The 21188-nt window shown below is 64.1% G+C and carries 17 protein-coding genes; 5 read left to right on the forward strand and 12 right to left on the reverse strand.

Features of this window, described 5'->3' with window-relative positions; genetic code table 11:
• Nucleotides 1-99 precede the first annotated feature (99 nt).
• The 8 genes from M2337_RS16695 to M2337_RS16730 all read right to left on the reverse strand — a co-directional run bounded on the left by M2337_RS16695 (nucleotide 100) and on the right by M2337_RS16730 (nucleotide 12323).
• Nucleotides 100-1386 (reverse strand): porin family protein, encoded by a 1287-nt coding sequence (locus M2337_RS16695; RefSeq protein WP_264571148.1) that lies wholly within the window; start codon nucleotides 1384-1386, stop codon nucleotides 100-102.
• Nucleotides 1387-1485: 99 nt separating this feature from the next.
• Nucleotides 1486-2565 (reverse strand): transferrin-binding protein-like solute binding protein, encoded by a 1080-nt coding sequence (locus tag M2337_RS16700; RefSeq protein ID WP_264571149.1) that lies wholly within the window; start codon nucleotides 2563-2565, stop codon nucleotides 1486-1488.
• Nucleotides 2566-2748: 183 nt separating this feature from the next.
• The gene (gene ahpF, locus M2337_RS16705; protein ID WP_264571150.1) at nucleotides 2749-4332 is read right to left on the reverse strand and encodes an alkyl hydroperoxide reductase subunit F; all 1584 of its coding nucleotides are present in this window, start codon (nucleotides 4330-4332) and stop codon (nucleotides 2749-2751) included.
• A 168-nt stretch (nucleotides 4333-4500) separates the two neighbouring features.
• Nucleotides 4501-5064, reverse strand: coding sequence for an alkyl hydroperoxide reductase subunit C (ahpC, locus tag M2337_RS16710; protein ID WP_181560465.1), 564 nt, complete (start codon nucleotides 5062-5064; stop codon nucleotides 4501-4503).
• A gap of 253 nt (nucleotides 5065-5317) precedes the next feature.
• A complete protein-coding gene (locus M2337_RS16715; RefSeq protein ID WP_264571151.1) occupies nucleotides 5318-6328 on the reverse strand; it encodes an alpha/beta hydrolase in 1011 nt (336 codons plus the stop codon).
• 120 nt (nucleotides 6329-6448) lie between these two features.
• Nucleotides 6449-8590, reverse strand: coding sequence for a PQQ-dependent dehydrogenase, methanol/ethanol family (locus M2337_RS16720; RefSeq protein ID WP_264571152.1), 2142 nt, complete (start codon nucleotides 8588-8590; stop codon nucleotides 6449-6451).
• 114 nt (nucleotides 8591-8704) lie between these two features.
• Nucleotides 8705-11845 (reverse strand): TonB-dependent receptor plug domain-containing protein, encoded by a 3141-nt coding sequence (locus M2337_RS16725; protein ID WP_264571153.1) that lies wholly within the window; start codon nucleotides 11843-11845, stop codon nucleotides 8705-8707.
• Nucleotides 11846-11975: 130 nt separating this feature from the next.
• A complete protein-coding gene (locus tag M2337_RS16730) occupies nucleotides 11976-12323 on the reverse strand; it encodes a hypothetical protein (protein WP_264571154.1) in 348 nt (115 codons plus the stop codon).
• Between M2337_RS16730 and M2337_RS16735 the strand changes: the two genes are divergently transcribed.
• The 3 genes from M2337_RS16735 to M2337_RS16745 all read left to right on the forward strand — a co-directional run bounded on the left by M2337_RS16735 (nucleotide 12303) and on the right by M2337_RS16745 (nucleotide 15640).
• Nucleotides 12303-12776 (forward strand): Fur family transcriptional regulator, encoded by a 474-nt coding sequence (locus M2337_RS16735; protein WP_264571155.1) that lies wholly within the window; start codon nucleotides 12303-12305, stop codon nucleotides 12774-12776. The genes M2337_RS16730 and M2337_RS16735 overlap by 21 nt on opposite strands.
• A gap of 132 nt (nucleotides 12777-12908) precedes the next feature.
• A complete protein-coding gene (gene dxs / locus M2337_RS16740) occupies nucleotides 12909-14837 on the forward strand; it encodes a 1-deoxy-D-xylulose-5-phosphate synthase (protein WP_264571156.1) in 1929 nt (642 codons plus the stop codon).
• On the forward strand, nucleotides 14834-15640 hold the full coding sequence (locus tag M2337_RS16745; protein ID WP_264571157.1) for a DUF72 domain-containing protein: 807 nt from the start codon (nucleotides 14834-14836) through the stop codon (nucleotides 15638-15640). Before dxs ends, M2337_RS16745 begins: the two co-directional genes overlap by 4 nt.
• A gap of 9 nt (nucleotides 15641-15649) precedes the next feature.
• On the opposite strand, the gene M2337_RS16750 is transcribed toward M2337_RS16745, so the two are convergent.
• The 4 genes from M2337_RS16750 to ileS all read right to left on the reverse strand — a co-directional run bounded on the left by M2337_RS16750 (nucleotide 15650) and on the right by ileS (nucleotide 20182).
• Nucleotides 15650-16123, reverse strand: coding sequence for a pyridoxamine 5'-phosphate oxidase family protein (locus tag M2337_RS16750; RefSeq protein ID WP_264571158.1), 474 nt, complete (start codon nucleotides 16121-16123; stop codon nucleotides 15650-15652).
• Between the two features lie 99 nt (nucleotides 16124-16222).
• Nucleotides 16223-16639, reverse strand: a complete 417-nt coding sequence (locus tag M2337_RS16755; RefSeq protein ID WP_181560472.1) for a DUF3035 domain-containing protein — start codon at nucleotides 16637-16639, stop codon at nucleotides 16223-16225.
• A 1-nt stretch (nucleotide 16640) separates the two neighbouring features.
• Complete coding sequence (gene lspA, locus M2337_RS16760; RefSeq protein WP_264571159.1) at nucleotides 16641-17159, reverse strand: signal peptidase II; 519 nt, start codon at nucleotides 17157-17159, stop codon at nucleotides 16641-16643.
• Nucleotides 17156-20182 (reverse strand): isoleucine--tRNA ligase, encoded by a 3027-nt coding sequence (gene ileS / locus M2337_RS16765; protein WP_264571160.1) that lies wholly within the window; start codon nucleotides 20180-20182, stop codon nucleotides 17156-17158. Before ileS ends, lspA begins: the two co-directional genes overlap by 4 nt.
• A gap of 284 nt (nucleotides 20183-20466) precedes the next feature.
• Here ileS and M2337_RS16770 point away from each other — a divergent pair, with 284 nt between their 5' ends.
• Together M2337_RS16770 and M2337_RS16775 are read left to right on the forward strand one after the other, a co-directional pair.
• Nucleotides 20467-20655 (forward strand): Thivi_2564 family membrane protein, encoded by a 189-nt coding sequence (locus M2337_RS16770; RefSeq protein ID WP_181560474.1) that lies wholly within the window; start codon nucleotides 20467-20469, stop codon nucleotides 20653-20655.
• Between the two features lie 78 nt (nucleotides 20656-20733).
• On the forward strand, nucleotides 20734-21066 hold the full coding sequence (locus M2337_RS16775; RefSeq protein WP_181560475.1) for an entericidin EcnAB: 333 nt from the start codon (nucleotides 20734-20736) through the stop codon (nucleotides 21064-21066).
• The last annotated feature ends 122 nt before the right edge of the window (nucleotides 21067-21188 follow it).

The following is a 21188-nucleotide window of genomic DNA, read 5'->3' on the forward strand; positions in this document are numbered from 1 at the left end:
ACGCGACAGTCCTCTCGACAAGCCCCCTCGCCTATTGGCACGACGCGGACGCTACGGCGCAGCGTGATCGCCTTGCGCGCAGACCGCACGCACGCGGGATCAGAAAATCGTCGTCACGCCGATGTCGAAGCGGGTGCGGCGGTAGGCGTAGAGCGCGATATTGCTCTCGTTGATCGTATGCGAGACGCCCACGCGCGGCGCAAACCGGCCAAGCGTCACCTTGCGATTGAGCGCGCTCACGCCAAGGCTGTAGCTCGTGTCACGCCGCGCCGTGCCGAACGCGGCAAACACGCCATCGAAGCGGCTGTAGGAAAAACCGGGCTGCAGCGAGAGCGAGAAGCCCATCGGCAATTCGCGCGCGTAGATAGCGCCCGCCGTGTAGGAGGTCTGGGCAAAAGCGCGGTTGGCCGCATCGTGACGATTGATGCCGACGCGCAAATTGCCGAGGCTCTGTTTGTCTAGCGAGCGCGTGACGCCCAGCGACAGGCCGAGCAGCGCCCCATTCAGATGCGTGGCGCCCTCATGGCGCAGGTCGCTCGCGCTGGCTTGCAGGCTGATCGCCGTGCGGGTGCCCGGATAGTAAGCGACATCCGCCTGACCGCCGAGCATCCGGCTATAGGGCTGCCCCCCATACCAGCGGCGGGAGGCCGTGCCGGCGGCGGCCAGCGCGAACCCGCCCAGCGTCACGCGCGGGCCGAGATAGGCGCTCAGCACCATGTCGTCGAACTGCTGCCCCTGATAATCGCGCCGCGAGAGGGATGCGCCAAATCGCTGCCGAACCCGCGCGGACAGACGTGGCGCCCACTCCGCGCCGATCTGCCCATAGACCCCCACCCCGCTCGACCGGCGGGCTGCTTCCGACAGGTCAAACGGCAGGCCGTAGAGCTCGATCGTCTCCGCCGCTGTCGCCGCATTGATGTTGGTATCCGGCGCGAGCGCGAAGGAGGCGCTGAACGACCAGGATCGCATTTCACGAATGGACTTGAGGTAGCGATCGACATTGGCGGAGACGATCGCGGGCAGATTGGCCGCGCCGGCCAGACGGAACTGCCGCTCGGCATTGGCATAATCCCGGGCGACATAATAAGCGCGCGCCAGCTCCAGCCGCACGCGCACCGCCTGCGGCTGATCGGCCAGTAAATGTCGGAACTGCCGGATCGCCTCGCGCGTCCGCCCCGCTTCCATCAGCGCCATGCCGAGGCGAAACCGCAGCTCGGGATTGGCCGGATCACGCGCGAGCCGTTCGGCATAGGCCTCTGCCGACACCGACACGGCCGCCGCTGGCGCTGCCGCTTCCGGCGCGCTGCTGGCCGCCGCATCGGGATGCGCGGCGATGGCCGTTGGTGTCCCGGCCATCGCCATCGCCCCCACCTGGGACATCAGCATGAATGCTCCCACTGCAGACATGTGCTGCCGTCCCATTCGATCCGCTGCCCCCACCACGCCCTCGGCGCCCCACGCGCGGGCAGCGGATCGCCCCTCGGGTTACTGCTTGATTCCGGCGATCGTCCCGAGCGCCGTGTTCGTGCCGTCGGAGAGCGACCAGATCGCGCCGACCTCATCGGCTGCCGGCCCGTAGAAGCTGCCGCCGATCGTGCCGACCGCGCCGCTCTGCAAGGATGCCGCACCGCTCGGTGCGCTGGTCACCGCCGTGGCGCCCGAGAAGTCATTGCCGGAGAGCGAAGCGGTGAACGAGGCGTCGTTCCACGCCGCCTGCTGCCAGTTGCCGTTCTTCTCGTAGCCAACCTGCATGTTGGACGTGGTGCCGGTCAGGCTGTTGGCGGCAAAGTTCACGCTGATCGCGGCATTGCCTTCCAGCTCGCCGACATCGCGGGCACTGCCATCGACAAAGCTGACATAGCCCTCCACCTCGCCGGCATAGGTGGCGGTGCCGCTTGTCGGCATGCCGCCGCTCGGCGTTTCGTACCCGCCGATCAGCGGCGCATAAGTTCCAAGCTGGCCGTTCTGTCCAAAGACCGCCCATTCGCCGAAGCGCAGATAGCTCAGATCGCCATTATCCAGCTCGCCATCGAGCACGACCTCCAGCTTGCGACCGTTGGAGAGGTTGGCCGAGTAGCAATCGTCGCAATCCTCGACGAGGGCCACATTGGTGATCCCGGCCGCGGGGACATTGACGGTGAACTTCAAGCCCGATGAGTCCCGGCTGATCGTGACGCCATTGGCGTTGGCAGTCGCCGCGGCGGTGGGATTCCCCTGTGCGTCGAAATTCACCGCAAGCTGGCTGAGCGGAAAGCTGATCGTTCCCGACGTCTGGGTATCGAACGAGGCGCCATTGGTGGCCTGCACGGCCGGCGTCGCGTTGGTGCCCGGCCCTGCAACGCTGTTGGCGATCGGCCCCGCCGCGGGAGTGGGGGTCGGAGTCGGGGTGGGCGTCGGGGTCGGCGTGGGTGTCGGTGATGGCGTGGGTGTCGGCGCAGGCGTGGGCGTGGGCGTGGGCGTTGGTGTCGAGTTCACGCCTTCGTCTCCGCAGGCAGACAGGGTGAGTGACAGCGCCGCTGCCGAAGCGAGCAGCAAGGCCCTGGAATAAGTCCGTGAAATTATCATGATGCACCCCCTGGCAAAGACATGGACCGGCTCGGGATTTCATCCGTTCGCCGCTACAGCCTGCGCCTGCCAGAAGGTGATCGACCCGGCATCTCCCAAACGGGATACGCGCGCGCATCCACGAGAAAGGGGCGCCCGGCCCGTGCCGAACGCCCCTTTCAAATCTTAACCGATCAGCTCCGCTCAGGCTGCCTTCGCCTGCTCCTCTGCCGGCGCGAGGCGGATCAGATAATCGAAGGCGGAGAGCGCGGCGGTGGAGCCCTGCCCCATCGCGATCACGATCTGCTTGTAGGGCACGGTGGTGCAATCGCCCGCCGCGAAAATGCCCTGCTGCGAGGTATGCGCCCGCGCATCGATCTCGATTTCACCGCGATTGCTCAGCGCCACCGCATCGGTGAGGAATTCGGTGTTGGGCACCAGACCGATCTGGACGAAAATGCCTTCCAGCTCGACCAGATGCGATTCATCGTTGTTGCGGTCGCGATAGGTCAGACCCACCACCTTTTCGCCATCGCCATGCACCTGCGTCGTCAGGGCGGAGGTCACCACCGTGACATTGGGCAGGCTGTGCAGCTTGCGCTGGAGCACGGCATCGGCGCGCAACTGGCTGTCGAACTCGACCAGCGTGACATGCTTGACGATGCCGGCGAGGTCGATCGCGGCCTCGACGCCGCTATTGCCGCCGCCGATCACCGCGACGCGCTTGCCCTTGAACAGCGGGCCATCGCAGTGCGGGCAATAGGCCACCCCCTTGTTGCGATACTCGTCCTCGCCGGGCACGTTCATCGTGCGCCAGCGGGCGCCAGTGGCGAGGATCACCGCCTTGGCCTTGAGGGTCGCGCCGCTCTCCAGTTGCACTTCAGCGAGGCCGCCCGGCGCCTTGGCCGGCACCAGCTTGCTGGCTTTCTGCAGGTTCATGATGTCGACATCATAATCCTTCACATGCTGCTCCAGCGCGGCAGCCAGCTTCGGCCCCTCGGTGTGCGGCACGGAGATGAAGTTCTCGATGCCCATGGTATCCAGCACCTGCCCGCCGAACCGCTCGGCAACGACGCCCGTGCGGATGCCCTTGCGCGCGGCATAGATGGCCGCGGCGGCACCGGCCGGCCCGCCACCGACCACGAGCACGTCGAACGGCTCCTTGGCGGCGATCTTCTCGGCCGCGCGGGCGACAGCGCCGGTATCCAGCTTGGCGAGGATCTGCTCGATATCCATGCGTCCGGAGGCGAACGGCTCGCCATTCAGATAGACACTGGGCACCGCCATCACCTTGCGCTCATCGACTTCCGCCTTGAACAGCGCGCCATCGATGGAGACGTTGCGGATGCGCGGGTTGAGCACGCTCATCAGGTTGAGCGCCTGCACCACGTCCGGGCAGTTCTGGCAGGAGAGCGAGAAATAGGTCTCGAACTGATAGTCGCCCTCCAGCGCCCTGACCTGCTCGATGACGTCATCGCTCACCTTGGGCGGGTGCCCGCCGACCTGCAGCAGCGCCAGCACCAGCGAGGTGAACTCGTGCCCGAGCGGAATGCCGGCGAAACGCACGCCGATATCCGTGCCGACCCGGCGAATGAGGAAGCTGGGCTTGCGCGCATCGCCTTCATCGGCCGCAATGGTCACAAGATCGCTCAGCCCGGCAATGTCTTCCAGGAGGCCCCGCAGCTCCGACGCCTTGGCGCTGTCGTCCAGCGACGGCACCAGCTCGATCGGCTGCTTGATGTTGGCCATATAGGCCTGCAACTGGCTCTTGATATTGGCTTCCAACATGGGATTTCCTTTGAATTTCTCCTGCTTTCAGCAGGGTGGGGTGGTGGCGATGCGCAGCACCGCGCAAAAGCGAAAGGTCGCAGCGTCGCCGCACCACCCTCTGCCCCTCCTCGCATGAGGAGGGGAGAGAACGACGGGATCGCCACGCGACCCCGTCGCGAAGCAGTCTTAGATCTTGCCGACGAGGTCGAGCGAAGGTGCGAGGGTCTTCTCGCCTTCTTCCCACTTGGCGGGGCAGACTTCGCCGGGGTGGCTCGCCCAATATTGCAGCGCCTTGATCTTGCGGAGCAGTTCGGCAGCGTTGCGGCCGACGCCTTCCGGCGTGATCTCGACCAGCTGGATCGTGCCTTCAGGGTCCACGACGAAGGTGCCACGGTCAGCAAGGCCGACGCCTTCGCGCAGGATCTCGAAATTGTTCGAGATGCTGTGGTTCTGGTCGCCCAGCATGTAGTAGCTGATCTTGCCGATGGCCGGCGACGTGTCGTGCCAGGCCTTGTGACAGAAGTGCGTGTCGGTGGAGACCGAATAGACTTCCACGCCCATGCCTTGGAGCGTCGGGTAGATGTCTGCCAGATCCTCAAGTTCGGTCGGGCAAACGAAGGTGAAGTCAGCCGGGTAGAAGAAGAAGACGGCCCACTTGCCCTTCACGTCCGCCTCAGTCACGTCGACGAACTTGCCTTCCTTGAAGGCCGTGGCGGAAAACGGCTTGATCGGGGTGTTTACGAGACTCATGTCTGCTCCTCTTGGTGAATTGACGCCTTGCACATAGGCATCATTGTTGTTCAGGCAAAATTGATTAATCTCAACGCAAAGATCGATTTTGTCGATCTCTACGCTCTCAATTGCGCGCCTGTCACACAGTTAGGGAGAAAACATGTTGGCTAAAGGACAGGCGCGACCATCCAACGCACATTGCGCCCTGCCGGTCTCGAACCGGGCAGGGCGTCATGTGGCCAGAGCGGTGCCGCGCTCGCCCTCCGCGAGATCAATCCTTGGCAAGATGCTCGGCAAAGAAGGGCAGGACGAAGGCCCGGAAGCGCTCGCGCACGCGATTGCCATGGTCGCCCTCATAGACGGTATAGCTATGCGCAACGCCCATCCGGTCGAGCAGCCTGGCCATATCGCCATTATCCTTGATCAGCGTGTCCTTGTCCCCCACGTCAATCGCGATGGCCTTGAGGCTCTTGAGCGCCGGCAGATATTGCGGCGCCATGGCGAGCGGTGCATTGGCCGCCCATTGCGCGATGATCTGCGGTTGGACGACGCCCTTTTGCGTGCCAAGGTCGAGATAGAAGGGCGCCTTATCCGGCGCGGGCGACCAGGCCGAGGCTGCCGCGAAGTCTGCCCGCACGCCAAAGTCGCCCTTGAGCGCTTCATCCATGCTCATCGCTTCGAGGCGCTGGCTGCGCTCTGCATCCACCGGCCGGGCGGAGAGGCAGCAGGCGCTCATCGCGTAGATGCTCGAAAACACGCCGGGATATTTCATGGCAATGCGTAGCGTCCCATAGCCACCCATGGAGTGGCCGCTCAGGCCGCGGGACTCTTGCTTGGCGAGCGTGCGATAGTGCTTGTCGACATAGGCAACGAGATCCTGCGCAATGAAGCGCTCGAAATTGCCCGTGGTCGGTGAGCTGGAATACATCGAGCCGCCATGGCGGGAGTTGGAATCCGGCACGACCAGAATCGCCTGGCGGTTCTTGGCCTCGGCGGTGTTCAGCGCGTCGGCAAAGCCGATATATTTGTCATAGCCCTCGGCCGATCCCATGAAGCCGTGCAGGAAATAGACGACCGGATAGCGCTTGGCGCTCGTCGCATAATCCTCCGGGAGGAAGACGATCACGTCGCGGTCGGCGCTGTTTCCTTCCAGATTGCCCTCCACCGCCTGCGAGTGGACCTTGATATGCTCCACCTTCACCTCGGCGCGGCTGGCCGTCAGTGGGAGAAGCATCAGGGACGCCGCCATCAGGCAGCGGGCAAACAGGGATTTGGGCGGCATCACTCTCTCCTCAACGCGCGACCCGCCCTTGCGGGCGGATCGTTAGACCATAGCGTTAGCAGGAGTTGCACGACCGCCGCCGACCGCGCAACGCATTATGCGGTTGCGCGGTCGGTCTGATCAGCGTGCCTTGGCTTTCTCTTCGGCAAGCAGCGCCTTTGCCTGCTGGTTGAGATAGGCCCGGATGGCCTCGGCTTCCTCGGGCTTGAGATAGGCCGCGAAGCTCGCCATGCCATTCTGCGCCAGCGCGCCGCCGATCACGACCTGCTGCCACAGATCCTTGTCGGCAATCAGCGGCGAGCGCCGCAGGTTCGGGTTGACCGGACCGCCATGGCAGATCTGGCAGAACTGGAAGAAGCCCTTCTGGCCGGTCGCGATCTGCGCCGCCGTGAAGGTCTCGTTGCTCGGCGTCGGCTCGGGCTGCGGGATCGGCGTGTAGGGCGGCAGCTTGCCGCTGCCCTTGATCTTGAACGCCAGCACGAGGCCGTTGGGCATCTTGTTCTTCATGAACGGCGTGCCGCTTGCCATACCCATCGAGCCGCCATAGCCGGCCATGACGGCAATATATTGCTCGCCATTGACGCGATAGGTGATCGGCCCGGCCAGCACGCCGCGATGGGTCTGGAAGGACCACAGCTTCTTGCCATTGTCCGCGCTGAACGCCTCGAAGTCGCCATGCGGCGTGCCCTGGAAGACGAGGTTGCCAGCGGTCGCCAGCGTGCCGCCATTCCACGGCCAGTCGCGCTCGACTTCCCAGCGCGGCTTCTGCGTCACCGGATCATAAGCGACGAGCTTGCCCTTCACCATGGATTCGAGGGCCTTGCGGCGCCCTTCCACGGTATCGGGCAGACCCGGCATCGCCGGCGGATCGAGGAAGGACACTGCCGTATTCCAGCGCCCCTCATGGATCACGAACGGATCGGCATCGCCATAGACTAGCGGGTGCTCCATCGCCGGAATGTAGACCAGCCCGGTCTTGGGCGAATAGCTCATCGGCATCCAGGCATGGGCGCCGATGCCCGAGGGGATGACCAGCGCCGGCCCATTATCGTAGCGCACGCCGGGCTTCTCGATCGGCCGCCCTGTCTTGAGATCGATGCCTTCGGCCCAGTTCTGCCGCGCATAAGGCTTGGCGGAGATCAGCTTGCCGTTCGTCCGGTCGATCACATAGAAAAACGCGTTCTTGGGCGCCTGCATCAGCACCTTGCGGTCGCGCCCGTCGATCTTCAGGTCTGCGAGCATGATCTGCTGGGTCGCCGTGTAATCCCAGGTTTCGCCGGGATTGATCTGATAGTGCCACTTATAGGCGCCGGTATCCGGGTCGAGCGCGAGAATGGAGGAGAGGAAGAGATTGTCCCCCTTGCCGGCGCTGCGCCATTTGTGATTCCAGGGCGATCCATTGCCGACGCCGATGAGAAGCTGGTTCAGTTCCTGATCGTAGACCACGCTGTCCCACACGGTGCCGCCGCCGCCGAGCTTCCAGTAATTCTCGCCATACCAGGTCGGCCGGGCGAGCTTTTCGAGGATCGCATCGGACGCGGCACCATCGGGGCCGTCCTTCGGGTTGCCGGGCACCGTGTAGAAGCGCCAGACGAGCTTGCCGGTATTGGTATCGTAGGCCGACACATAGCCGCGCACGCCCAGTTCCGCGCCGCTATTGCCGATGATCACCTTGTCGCGCACCACGCGCGGGGCCATGGTGATGGTGTAGGGCTTCTTCTGGTCGACCGTGATGGTCTCCCAGACCTTCTGGCCGGTCTTGGCGTCGATGGCGATCAGCCGGCCGTCGATGGTGCCGACGAAGACGCGGCCCTTCCACACGGCGACGCCGCGATTGACGACGTCGCAACAGGCGTGCGCCGCTTTTGAGCCTTCATTCTCCGGATCGAACTGCCAGAGCTGCTTGCCGGTCGCGGCATCGATGGCGACGACCTTGGACCAGGCGGTGGAGGTGTACATCACGCCATCGACCACGATGGGCGTGCCCTCCTGCCCGCGTGCGGTATCGAGTTCCAGCGCCCAGGCGAGGCTCAGCTCGCCGATATTGCCGTCATTGATCTGGGTGAGCCGCGAATAGCGCTGCTCATCATAGGTGCGGCCATAGGTCAGCCAGTTGTCGTCATCCTTGCCAGCCGCCTCAAGCCGCACCTGATCGATGGCGGCGGGGCCGAGCGACGTTTCGCTCCCCTCGACGCCGCTGCACGCCGCCAGAAGCATCGTCAGCACCGCAATCGGCACAGGCCGGATCGACCGCAACACCATAATCCACTCTCCTCTTCGCCCGACCCGCTCCGGCCCCGGCTTTGTCCTGAAACAAAGATAAGAGGGGAATGCCCGGCAGGCAGTCCCCTCTTTCCCCCTTTTAGTCCGTCATCCTCAGAATTTGAACGACGCGCCGAGGTAGAAGCGGCGGCCATTCATATCATAGAAGTAGGCGTTGAACGGGCTGGCACCCACGCCATTCCCGAGCGGAGCCGCCGTATTATACTCGATCAGCGGCGGCGCCTTGTCGAACAGATTGTCCACACCCCAACGCAGCGTCGCATCCCGTGTCACCGCGAACGAGCCGTTCAGGTTGAACAGATCGTAGGCCGGTGCGCCCACAAAGGTGGTGGCGTTGTTGGAAGTATAGGTGATCGACTTGGCGGCAGGCAGATGCTGCCACTGCACCCCAACCGTGACAGGCCCGACCGCATAGCTGAACGAGTTCAGCATCTTCCAACGGAAGGAACCAGGGTTGATGCCGTTCTCGGCAATGGCTGCGCTGCCCACCGGACCCAGCGTGCCGGCATATTCAACCAGCTGCCCGGCCGGTCCGGCCGAAGCCGGAAGGGGCGCAGATTTCATCGAGAGCAGATAGTTGAACACCGAGTTCACGCTGAACGTGCCCGGGCCCACCGGAACCGACCAGTCGAGTTGCACATCGATACCCGAGGTGCGGAAACGTCCGTTGTTCAGGTAGGTCACCTGCACATTGCCCAGCGCGCCATCGCCGGCCACGCGTCCAATGGCTTGGCAAGTCGCTGCTGCGGCAGCAGCGGCCGGATTGTTGCTGATCGCCGGATTGAACGCGGGGTCGAAACAACGGCGTTGTGCGGTGTCGAGCGTGAGGGGGCCGATGGCGTCGTCCACCTTGATATTATAATAATCGACCGTCAGCCGCAGGCGACGCAGCAACTCACTGGTCGCAGTGGATTTGAACACGGCGCCGAGAGTCCAGGTCTTGGCCTTTTCGGGCTGAATGCTCGGATTTCCAACGAGGGTCGGGAACGCAAAGGCCGGGCCCTGCGCATTGTAGAAGGCCGGGTCGGAGTAGAAGGTGTTTGCGGTCCCGGCGATCGTCTGGTCCATCAGGATGCGGCAGACCGCCAGCACATTGGCGGCGTTCGGATTGGTGGCCGTATTGGCGGACCAGCCCAAGGTGTTATTCAGGCGACAGACGTCACCGCCACCAGCCGCTGTGAAGGTCTGCTGGGGCGCCAAGAACAACTCGGCCACGTTCGGTGCCCGGATAGCCTTGTTGAACCCGCCACGGATGGTGAGAAAGTCGGCAACTTCCCAATCGGCCATCGCCTTCCAGGTGAAGGCATTGCCGGTCGTGTTGTAATGCGAGTTACGCGCACCCACGGTCACGTCCAGCTTGCGGATCAGCGGCAGATCGGAAAGCACCGGCACGAGCAACTCGCCGTAGAATTCATCCACGCGGATGAGCCCCTTCGAGTTGCCGCTCGGATAGATGCCGATCGCCTGATCCTGGAAGGACGTGCCCTGCGAGGTCAGCGTATCGTTCTCGAACTCATAGCGGTTCTGACGATGGCTCGCACCGACCGCCGCACGAACCTGACCGGCCGGCAGGTTGAACAGCCCGCCCTGCGCGTTCGCTTCAAACACGCTCTGCTGCATGACCGCGCGGTTCTTGAGGTCGGCACGGATGGCGTCGATACAATCCTGGGAGATCTGCGCGGCCTTGTTGAACGGATTGAAGCCGCTCGTGCAGGTGGCCGATGCCGCGCCGAAACCGCCAAAGGCTGCGTTCCCCTGTGAGCTGAATCCGGCGCCCCAGTTGGGCGATTGGATGACAGCCCGGAAGCGCGCGAGCGAGGCCGTGCCCGTAATCAGGGCATTGGTTTCGGACTCACCCTGGGACGCATAGGCTTCCCAGGTCCAGTCAGTGCCAGGCACCTTGCCTTCCAAACCGGCGACCAGATTGTAGGTGAACACATCTGTACGAGATTCGCGGTTGGCGTAATTAAGGTAGTAAGTGAGCTGCCATGGCGCAGTCGGATTACCGCGCGAAGCCAGCACCTGCGCCAACTCGGTTGGGATTGCTCGCCCATCGACGGGAATGAGCGCGGACCATCCGTTCACGGATGGCGAGGGCTGCTGGACCGTGCGGGTCTGAACACGCGTGAACGTGCCTTGCGCGAAGGCGCCGATCCAGTCGTTGATCTCGTAATTGCCGCGCGCATAGAGGTTGTAACGGTTGAGCGGCAGAACCAGCAGCTCGTCCTGGAAATTCTGCCCGAGCGTTCCGTCGCCCTGACGCTTCCATTTCAGGCCGGTCAGATCACCCTTGAAGCGCGAAACGCCCCCGGGAGGGCTCTGGAAGAAGCCGGTGAAAGCCGTGCCATCGTCGTTGAAGTAAAGCCGGCTGCCGGCCGCAACGCGCGCGGCGCCGCCCGCAGTCGTTCCGAACAGGTTGTTCAGCGCAGCCTGACTGGGATTGTTACCGCCGACCGGCTGATAGCCCGAGAAATCGGGGAAGAACTCGGTGCCGGTGAAGCGGGGGTCCTGCCACGCGCTGCGGAACCAGGGCCGGTCGCGGCGCAGGGCGCTTTCGCGATCGTTCATGGACAGGCCAATCGTGATGTTGCCTCGGCCATCGTCGAAGTTCGCGCCCATGATCCCGCTGATGGAGAACTCACGACCGTCGCCCCGCTGGGAGATGCCCATCTGGGTATCGAACTGAAGACCCTGGAAGTTCTTCTTCAGGATGAAGTTGACCACGCCGGCCACGGCGTCCGCGCCGTAGGTCGCCGAGGCACCGCCAGTGATGATCTCGACCCGCTCGATAGCCGCTGCCGGAATCGTGTTGATGTCGACAACGCCAAGCCCATTGGCCGGTGTTGCCCGGCGCCCATCGACCAGCACCAGAGAGCGGTTGGTGCCGAGGCCGCGCAGCGAAACCGTCGCAGCGCCGGGCGTGCTGGTAGCGGTCGGCTGAATGTCGCTCGCAATGGCGGGGGTTTGGACCGGCGTGAAGCCGGGAAGCTTGTTGAGATTGGTCTCAAGCGCGGCGGTCGAGCTGTTCTGGAGCAGTTCCTGCCCCGCTGTGACGATCGGGCTGCTGGCTTCATAGTCGCGTCGAACGATGCGCGAGCCGGTGACCACGATGGATTGCTCGTCAGCGCCATCGGTCTGCTGCGCGATCGCGCCCGATGGCATGGACAGAACCGTCAGTGCCGTCGTGCACGCCAATGCCGCGCGCACGCAAAACGAGTCCATTTTTACAGACATAGTTTCTCTCCCTTTTCTCAGCCGCCTCCCGACGACTGCACTCCCGCCCACTTTTCGGAGCCCGATTCTGGGTCGTCAGGTCGCTGACACCCCCTTGTCGGCACACTCTCGTAGTAAGCTAACTAATAGGCTAGGCGACGATCCGGGACAAACTCAAGCGGATAATATCATCGATAACGCAATCGAACGGAGTGTTGCCAATTAGGCACAATTTCCAGAATTCATATTTATTATTTAAAACCAATGTCTTGAATGTGTTTTTCGTGCTAAAATCGCCGATCTGCAAGGAGATGTCGCCGCCCCATAAGTGGATGAAGTCAATTTTCGCAAAAACACTTTCGGCAACGCTGCCAAGTTTCGAGCGAATTCCGGGCTGCGATCCCGCGTAGCCTCCGTCGCGCGCCGCATGCGTTCGCCAAGGCTTGTGGCCTCGGCCAGCAGAGCTTAGATTATGAGCATGGCCACCGCTGACCATCATATTCACAACCATGCCGAGCCGACGGGCATCAAGCTCTCTGCTGCGGCCCGCGCCACGCTCGAAGCCAAGGGTGAGCAGTGGACGGACATGCGCAGCGACATTTTCGATGTGCTCGCGGCCGAGGAAAAGCCGGCCTCTGCCTATGACATCGCAGACAAGGTCTCGCAAAAGCGTGGCAAGCGCGTCGCGCCCAACAGCATCTATCGCATCCTCGACCTGTTCGTGGCGACCAACCTCGCCCAGCGGGTGGAAAGCGCCAATGCCTATATCGCCAACGCCCATCCCGGCTGCCTGCACGACTGCATCTTCCTGGTCTGCAAGGCCTGCGGCGAGGCCACGCATATCGACAATGACAGGCTGACCAGCGAAGTCCGCCGCATCGCCGGGGAAGACGGGTTCGCGACCGAACGTCCCGTCATCGAAGTGCTGGGCACCTGCGCCAAATGCGCCTGACCTGAGGCGCGCACAGGCACTGCGACATAGCGCCCTGCCCCTTAGACCAGTTGCCGCAATATGCGATGAGCCTATCATCACAGGTTGGATGACCGTTCGACAATGGCCGGTTAACGCACTAGATAAGAGCCGATGATGGACCAGCCCGAGACGCCCCTGCTCGATCAGGTGCGCACCCCCGCCGATCTTCGCAAGCTCGCCCCCGAACAACTGCGGCAGTTGGCCGATGAGTTGCGCGCAGAAACGATTTCCGCTGTCGGCACGACCGGCGGGCATCTGGGCTCCGGCCTAGGTGTCGTCGAGCTGACGACTGCCATCCATTATGTGTTCAATACGCCGGACGACAAGCTGGTCTGGGATGTCGGGCATCAATGCTATCCGCACAAGATCCTGACCGACCGGCGTGATCGCATCCGCACGCTGCGCCAGGGCGGTGGCCTGTCCGGCTTCACCAAGCGCGCCGAGAGCGAATATGATCCCTTCGGCGCCGCGCACAGCTCCACCTCGATCAGCGCCGCGCTCGGCTTTGCCATCGCCAACAAGCTGAGCGGCCAGCCCGGCAAGGGCATCGCCGTCATCGGGGATGGCGCCATGTCGGCCGGCATGGCCTATGAGGCGATGAACAATGCGCGCGAGGCCGGCAACCGGCTCGTCGTCATCCTCAACGATAATGACATGTCGATCGCGCCGCCGGTCGGCGGTCTCTCGGCCTATCTGGCGCGGATCGTCTCCAGCCGCGAGTTCCTCTCGGTGCGCGAGGCGCTGCGCAAGCTGGCGCGCAAGCTGCCCCGCCCGCTCCATCAGGCCGCCCGCAAGACGGACGAGTTTGCCCGGGGCATGGCGATGGGCGGGACGCTCTTCGAGGAGCTGGGCTTCTATTATGTCGGCCCCATCGATGGCCACAATCTTGACCAGCTGATCCCCGTGCTGGAGAATGTGCGCGACATGGCGGACGGGCCGGTGCTCGTCCATGTCGTCACGCAAAAGGGCAAGGGCTACGGCCCTGCCGAGGCGGCCGCGGACAAATATCACGGCGTCCAGAAATTCAATGTCGTGACCGGCGAGCAGGCCAAGGCCCCGGCCGGCCCGCCAAGCTACACCAATGTCTTCGCGCAGGCCCTGCTGGCCGAGGCCGAGCGCGACGAAAAGATCATTGCGATCACCGCTGCCATGCCCTCTGGCACCGGGCTCGACAAATTCCAGAAGACCTTCCCGAACCGGTGCTTCGACGTCGGCATTGCCGAGCAACATGCGGTGACCTTTGCCGCCGGCCTCGCCGCGCAGGGGATGCGCCCGTTCGCGGCGATCTACTCGACCTTCCTGCAGCGCGCCTATGATCAGGTGGTGCACGATGTCGCGATCCAGAACCTGCCGGTGCGCTTCGCCATCGACCGCGCCGGGCTGGTCGGTGCGGATGGCAGCACTCATGCCGGCAGCTTCGACATCACCTATCTCGCCACTCTGCCCAACATGGTGGTGATGGCCGCTGCCGACGAGGCCGAGCTGGTCCACATGGTCCACACCGCCGCCTGTCATGACAGCAGCCCCATCGCGCTGCGTTACCCGCGCGGGAATGGCATCGGCATCCCCCTTCCCGCCAAGCCGGAGCGGCTGGAGATCGGGAAGGGCCGCATCGTGCGCGAAGGCAAGCGTGTCGCCATCCTGTCGCTCGGCACGCGGCTCGAGGAAGCGCTCAAGGCCGCCGATGCGCTGGACGCACGCGGCCTCTCCACCACCGTGGCCGACTTGCGCTTCGCCAAGCCCTTGGATGAAGCACTGATCCGCAAGCTGCTGACCACCCATGATGTGGCGGTGACGGTCGAGGAAGGCAGCATCGGCGGCTTCGGCGCGCATGTGCTTACGCTCGCGAGCGACGAGGGCCTCATCGACGCCGGCCTCAAGCTGCGCACCCTGCGCCTGCCGGACGTGTTCCAGGATCAGGACAAGCCGGAAAAGCAGTATGACGACGCCAGGCTGAATGCGCCGCATATCGTCGAGACGGTGCTGACGGCGCTGCGCCATAACAGCACCGGCATCGAGGAGACCGGAGCGCGGGCGTGACGGCCGGCGCCATCCGCACCGGCATCGGCGGCTGGACCTACGAGCCGTGGCGCGGCACCTTCTACCCGGCCGATCTGCCCAAGGCGAAGGAACTGGACTACGCCGTCAATCATCTCGCGACGATCGAGATCAACGGCACCTTCTACCGCACCCAGTCGCCGGCGACCTTCGCCAAATGGCGCGACGCGGCGCCGGACGGGTTCGTCTATGCGGTCAAGGCGCTGCAATATTGCGTGGCGAAGAAGAAGCTCGCCGAGGCTGGCGAATCGATTGGCAAGTTCCTGAACTCGGGCCTGTCCGAGCTGGGCGACAAGCTCGGGCCGATCCTCTGGCAGTTCCGCCCGACGCGTCAGTTCGATGCCGACGACATGGCCGCCTTTTTCGCCATGCTGCCGAATAAGATCGATGGCGTTCGCACCCGCCACGCCGTCGAGGTGCGTCATCAAAGCTTTGCCTGTCCCGAGTTCGTCGCCCTCGCCCGGCAACATGGCGTCGCCATCGTGATCGCCGATCATGACGAGCACCCGCAGGTCGCCGATCTGACCGCCGATTTTGTCTATGCCCGCCTGATGAAGAGTGATGAACAGGTCGAGACCGGCTACGCAGCCGCCGATCTCGATCAATGGGCTGCGATCGCCCAATCATGGGCGGCCGGACAGGCGCCAGAAGCGCTGACCTATGTCACGCCAGACAAAGCGCCCGCGCAGCCACGCGATGTCTTCGCCTACTTCATTTCCGGTGCAAAAGAGCGCAATCCCGCGGCGGCCATGGCACTCGCCGAGCGCCTGACCGCGCGGGATTGATCCGACCAATCAGACCGGCATCTTCGCGTGATCGCCGGCTTCCTGCGGATCGATGCGGCTGCCGGTCAGCAGCTTGAGACGGCCCTTGATGCCAAGATCGGCCGTCCAGATCTCAATGTCGCCAAGGTCCATCCGCAGCACCAGCAGCTTAGGATCGTCGCGCCCGTCGAACCACGCTTCGACAGGATTGCTCCAAAAGCGGTCGATCAGCCCCTCATCGGTTTCCTCGACAAGCTCACCTGAAACGCAGGCGAACACATCATGCCCCTTGGACATGAACTGCGCCATGGCCGGGCCGCCGGACGCGAGGCGATTGTCACGCTCGGTAAAGAACCAGACGGCGCCGCCATAGGCCGGCCCGAGATCCTTATCCAGGCAGGCATGCATGGGCAGCGCGTGCTCGTCGCTGCCGTTGCGGCGGACCATCAGCACCGGGCTGGCGGCCAGCGCCTTCCAGAAATCATCCTTGATATCGTGAGACATGAGTGACTCTCCTTTCCCCCGCTCAACGAGCCGCTGAGCGGAAAGGTTGCAGCGCTGCCCTTCGGGGCGGCGCCGTCACTCATGCTGATAAGCTGCGCCTTATTGCGCGGACGCAACCACGCGCGCGAACTGGCCGTCACCCTCGGGCGCGGCAATGATGTCCTGCGTCACACGGCCCTTTTCGAGCACTTCCGTCTTCGGGTCGCCAACGACCGAGCGGATGCCGACCTCGGCCAGCGAGCGGCCGGCTTCGCGCAGCGCGGAGGTCTCAGCGCCGCTGCGCGCAGCGGTGCCGCCGAACATCGCCTCAAGCGCCTGCTGGTTGAGATTCTGCTGGCTCGCAGCCGTGCCGGGGGCCGGCGGCGAAAGCGAGAAGTCCGGCGGAATGACCAGCGGAGGCTGGCGCGAAACCGCCATTTCGTCCGGCCGGTCACGGTTGAACAGGCTCGTGCCTCCGCAGGCGGACAGCAGGGTCAGGCCGGCGAGCACAACCGGAAGACGATAAGACAGACGCATGTTAACGGGACTCCTTCGCTGCGGTCTTTTCGCGCAGCAGCAGCGCGCGTGCAAGCAGGATGACGACGCCGATACTGATTGCGGCATCGGCAAGGTTGAAAATGAGGAACGGCCGCCACTCGCCAATGTGGAAATCGGCATAGTCGATGACGTAGCCTAGGCGCACCCGGTCGATGATGTTGCCGATGGCGCCGCCCAGCACCAGGCCGAGCGCCAGCGCATCGTCGCGCTCCTTCTCACGCCAGATCCACCAGAGCACGAAGGCAGAGACAGCCATGGTCATGGCGACCAGCGCCCAGCGCATCACATCCGTCTCGGCGTGGAAAAAGCCCATCGAAATGCCGCGATTCTCGGCATAGGTCAGCTTGAAGAACGGAATCAGCTCGATGCCGACAAGGCCGCGCTCGTGCAGTTCCAGCACCTGCGTGACGAAATATTTGACGAGCTGGTCAAGCGCCGTGACGCCGAGCGCAAGCGCCACCGCCGCCTTGCGCCAGGCCCCGGCAAGCGCCGCGCTCATGCGAGCACCTCCGCGCAGCGCCCGCACAGGTCGCCATCCGCGTCCACCTCGGGCAGATGGCGCCAGCAGCGGCCGCATTTATGCTTGTCCGTCGCGGTAATCGCCGGGGCGGCCAGATCGGCATCCTGCGTCACGCTGGCCACGATGCACATCTCCGCAAAATCCACGTCCTCGGGCACATCGGCCATCCGCACATCCGCCGCGAGGCTGGAGCGCACGACCTTCTCGCGCCGGAGCGGTTCAATGGCCTCGTTCACCTGATCGCGCGATGAACGGATCGCCGCCCAGCGCACGCCGAGCGACGGATCGCGCCACAGCCGGTCCACCTCGGGCCATTCGAGCAGATGCACCGAGCCATCCTCGCTCGGATAGCGCGCCTGCCAGACTTCCTCGGCCGTGAAGGGGATGATCGGCGCGGCATAGCGCACCAGCGCGTGGAAGAGATGGTCCAGCACCGTGCGATAAGCGCGGCGCTTGTCCGTCTCCGCGCCCGTCGCCGGGTTCACATCGCAATAGAGGCAATCCTTGCGGATATCGAAGAAGAAGGCCGACAGATCATTATTGGCGAAGTCGTTGAGCGCGCGGGTATAGCGGCCGAACTCCAGCCAGATGTCCCGCTCCTCGCCCTTGTCGACCACCGCGCGCAGCTCCGCGTCCAGCTCGGCGAGGCGATGGAGCATATAGCGCTCCAGCTCCGGCATGGCGGACACCGCCACCCGATCCGCCTTCTCGAACCCGGCCAGCGCGCCCAGCAGATAGCGGAAGGTGTTGCGCAGCTTGCGATAGGCATCGGACGCGCCCGCGAGCACTTCCTTGCCGATGCGCACATCGTCGAAATAATCGGTGGAGGCCGCCCACATGCGCAAGATGTCCGCGCCGCTCTCGTCCATCACCTTGAGCGGATCGACGGTGTTACCCAGGCTCTTGGACATCTTGCGGCCCTGCCCGTCCAGCGCGAAGCCATGGGTGAGCACCGCGCCATAAGGCGCATGGCCGCGCGTACCGCAGCTTTCCAGCAGCGAGGACTGGAACCAGCCGCGATGCTGGTCCGAGCCTTCGAGATACAGGTCGGCGCGGGCACCCTCGCCATAGCGCGCCTCGACCACGAAGGCGTGAGTCGAGCCGCTGTCGAACCACACGTCGAGAATGTCGTTGACGACCTCATAGTCCGCCAGCGCATAGTCCGGGCCGAGCAGCGCCTGATGATCCGCGCCGAACCATGCATCCGCCCCGCCCTGCTTGAACGCCTCGACAATGCGGGCATTGACGGCGGGATCGTTGAGATACTGGCCGGTCTGGCGGTTCACATAGAGCGCAATGGGCACGCCCCAGGCGCGCTGGCGCGAGATCACCCAGTCCGGGCGGTCGCTGACCATGGCGTGGATGCGGTTGCGTGAGCGGGCCGGCACCCAGCGCGTCGCCTCGATGGCATCGAGCGCCACTTCGCGCAGCGTCGGGCCGTTGCTGAGCGGCGCAGCGGCGTTGACGCCCAGCGCGATGCCCGCACCAATGCCAGCGAGCGGCGCGATCTCGACGTCGGACGCCGTGCTCGCCTTGTCCATCGGAATGAACCACTGCGGCGTGCAGCGATAGATGATCCGCGCCTTGGAGCGCCAGCTATGCGGGTAGCTATGCTGGAAATCACCGGCGGACAGCAGCGCCCCGGCCTCACGCAGATCGGTCAGGATCGGGCCATCGGGACCGTTGAACTTCGTATTGATGACACTGCCCTGCCCACCGAGCCACGCCCAGTCGTCACGGTAGCGGCCATCATCGGTGACGGCGAACACGGGATCGATGCCGACCGCCTTGCAGGCGATGAAATCTTCCTCGCCATGATCCGGCGCCATGTGAACGAGGCCGGTGCCGGCATCGGTGGTAACATGATCGGCGGCGATGAACGGGCGGGGACGGTCGAAGAAACCGACCTTGCCACTTCCAGCACCCCCGTCACCCCGGACTTGATCCGGGGTCCAGCTGCCTTCGGCGCCGGTTGAAGAAGAAGCGGGATCCCCGCTTTCGCGGGGATGACGAAGGAGATTGGCCATCGGGTGGCGCGCGATGGCGCCGGCGAGCTGCGAGCCTTTTCCGCTCCAGACAATATCGTGGGAGGTCAAGCCGATCCGTGCCGCGACCTGCTCGATCAAAAGCGTCGCAACAAGAAGATGGGAAACGCGGCCCCAATGTGATCCGAGCGCAGGATCGACCCGGTTTATGTGGAGCATCGAGTACTCAATGTCCTCCCCATAAGCGATCGCCTGGTTCACAGGGATCGTCCACGGAGTCGTGGTCCAGATCACCGCATGCGCGCCGACCAGATCGGGCGCATTCGGCGCCTCAACAATCTCGAACGCCAGATCGATCTGCGTCGAGGTGACATCCTCATATTCCACCTCGGCCTCAGCCAGCGCGGTCTTTTCGACCGGCGACCACATCACCGGCTTGGCGCCGCGATAGAGCTGGCCGCTCTCGGCGAACTTCAAAAGCTCGCCGACAATCGCCGCCTCGGCCTCGAACTTCATAGTGAGATAGGGGTCTTCCCAATCGCCCATGATGCCGAGGCGCTTGAACTGCTCCTTCTGCACGCCCACCCATTTGTCCGCATAAGCGCGGCACTGGGCGCGGAATTCCTGGGGGGGAACCTCGTCCTTGTTCAGCTTCTTCTTGCGATATTCCTCCTCGATCTTCCACTCGATGGGGAGACCATGGCAATCCCAGCCGGGCACATAGGGCGCATCCTTGCCGAGCAGGCTCTGGCTGCGCACGATGATGTCCTTCAACACCTTGTTCATCGCATGGCCCATGTGAATGTCGCCATTCGCATAAGGCGGGCCATCATGGAGAATGAAGCGGGTGCGGCCCTTCCGCTCCGCGCGCAGCTTGCCGTAGAGATCCTGCGCCTGCCAGCGCGCGAGAATGCCCGGCTCCTTCTGGGCGAGACCGGCCTTCATCGGGAAGTCGGTCTGCGGCAGGAAGACGGTGCTCTTGAAGTCTTCGCTCTTCTGGCTTGGCTGGTCGGTCATGGGCTTCCGGCAATCGCTATGGCGTCCGCATCGGGCGAGGCGCGGCGTCCGCCCCTGGCTGCCCTGCGCAGACGAACAGGAAATCAGCGCCCGCCCCTACGCGAGGGCGCGCGCTGGCGCAAGCGACGGGCGGCTCCACCGGCGCCGGCAACGGCACACCGCCGCCCGCCGTGGAACTACACGCCGGGCCGGACGTTCCTTTGAGCAGCATCTGCGATGCGCGCGCGGGACACAGCCTGGGAGATCGCTGTCGTCCAGCCGTTTAAAAAGACCGGGAGGGTTGCATGTCGCTTCTCAACATCATCATCATCTTGATCGTCGTCGGCGTGTTGCTGTGGCTTATCAACACGTACATTCCGATGGACGGCAAGATCAAAAGCATCCTCAACATCGTCGTGGTGATCGCGGTGGTGCTCTGGCTGCTGCAGGCCTTTGGCGTGCTCGGCTCGCTCGGCGGCGTCCACGTCAACTAGCCGACGCCGATCAGCCCTATCAAATCCCCATTTCAGCGGCGCGCAAGTCCGCCGTGCAGCAATCGAACGAGGTTATCCATGAAACTTCCCGCCACTCTCGCCAGCCTGGCCCTCATCTCGCTGCCCATCGCAGCCTGCAGTGAGAAGGCGCAGCAGGAAACCAGCGAAGCGGCCGATGCCGTCGGCAACGATGTCGAGCATGCCGGTGACCATGCCGCGCAGGAATCTCGCGAGGCGAGCCGCGAGGCCGGCGCCGCCGCAGACCGGATCGGCGACGACATCCAGCAGGGCGCGCGCGAAGCCGGCGCTGCGGCGGATCGCGTGGGCGACGACATCAGCCGTGGTGCCGATGCCGCAGCCGACCGCACGGGCGCCGCGCTGGAAAACACCGGACGCGCGATTCGCGACTAAATCTGAGGGGTAGCGCCTCCCGGCGCTGCTCCCCGCACGTCACAGAAGGGCGGCTCGGTTTACGGGCCGCCCTTTTTGCGTCTGGGCAGCACAGCCCACATTCTCATTCTTTATCAAGATGA

Origin of the sequence: Sphingobium sp. B2D3A (assembly GCF_025961795.1) — a bacterium.
Taxonomy (GTDB): Bacteria; Pseudomonadota; Alphaproteobacteria; order Sphingomonadales; family Sphingomonadaceae; genus Sphingobium.

Coding starts and splice junctions, on each gene's coding strand:
- M2337_RS16695 (WP_264571148.1), bottom strand. CDS start 1,386: ATGCTGATGTCCCAGGTGGGGGCGATGGCGATGGCCGGGACACCAACG.
- M2337_RS16700 (WP_264571149.1), bottom strand. CDS start 2,565: ATGATAATTTCACGGACTTATTCCAGGGCCTTGCTGCTCGCTTCGGCA.
- ahpF (WP_264571150.1), bottom strand. CDS start 4,332: ATGTTGGAAGCCAATATCAAGAGCCAGTTGCAGGCCTATATGGCCAAC.
- ahpC (WP_181560465.1), bottom strand. CDS start 5,064: ATGAGTCTCGTAAACACCCCGATCAAGCCGTTTTCCGCCACGGCCTTC.
- M2337_RS16715 (WP_264571151.1), bottom strand. CDS start 6,328: ATGCCGCCCAAATCCCTGTTTGCCCGCTGCCTGATGGCGGCGTCCCTG.
- M2337_RS16720 (WP_264571152.1), bottom strand. CDS start 8,590: ATGGTGTTGCGGTCGATCCGGCCTGTGCCGATTGCGGTGCTGACGATG.
- M2337_RS16725 (WP_264571153.1), bottom strand. CDS start 11,845: ATGTCTGTAAAAATGGACTCGTTTTGCGTGCGCGCGGCATTGGCGTGC.
- M2337_RS16735 (WP_264571155.1), top strand. CDS start 12,303: ATGGCCACCGCTGACCATCATATTCACAACCATGCCGAGCCGACGGGC.
- M2337_RS16730 (WP_264571154.1), bottom strand. CDS start 12,323: ATGATGGTCAGCGGTGGCCATGCTCATAATCTAAGCTCTGCTGGCCGA.
- dxs (WP_264571156.1), top strand. CDS start 12,909: ATGATGGACCAGCCCGAGACGCCCCTGCTCGATCAGGTGCGCACCCCC.
- M2337_RS16750 (WP_264571158.1), bottom strand. CDS start 16,123: ATGTCTCACGATATCAAGGATGATTTCTGGAAGGCGCTGGCCGCCAGC.
- M2337_RS16755 (WP_181560472.1), bottom strand. CDS start 16,639: ATGCGTCTGTCTTATCGTCTTCCGGTTGTGCTCGCCGGCCTGACCCTG.
- lspA (WP_264571159.1), bottom strand. CDS start 17,159: ATGAGCGCGGCGCTTGCCGGGGCCTGGCGCAAGGCGGCGGTGGCGCTT.
- ileS (WP_264571160.1), bottom strand. CDS start 20,182: ATGACCGACCAGCCAAGCCAGAAGAGCGAAGACTTCAAGAGCACCGTC.
- M2337_RS16770 (WP_181560474.1), top strand. CDS start 20,467: ATGTCGCTTCTCAACATCATCATCATCTTGATCGTCGTCGGCGTGTTG.
- M2337_RS16775 (WP_181560475.1), top strand. CDS start 20,734: ATGAAACTTCCCGCCACTCTCGCCAGCCTGGCCCTCATCTCGCTGCCC.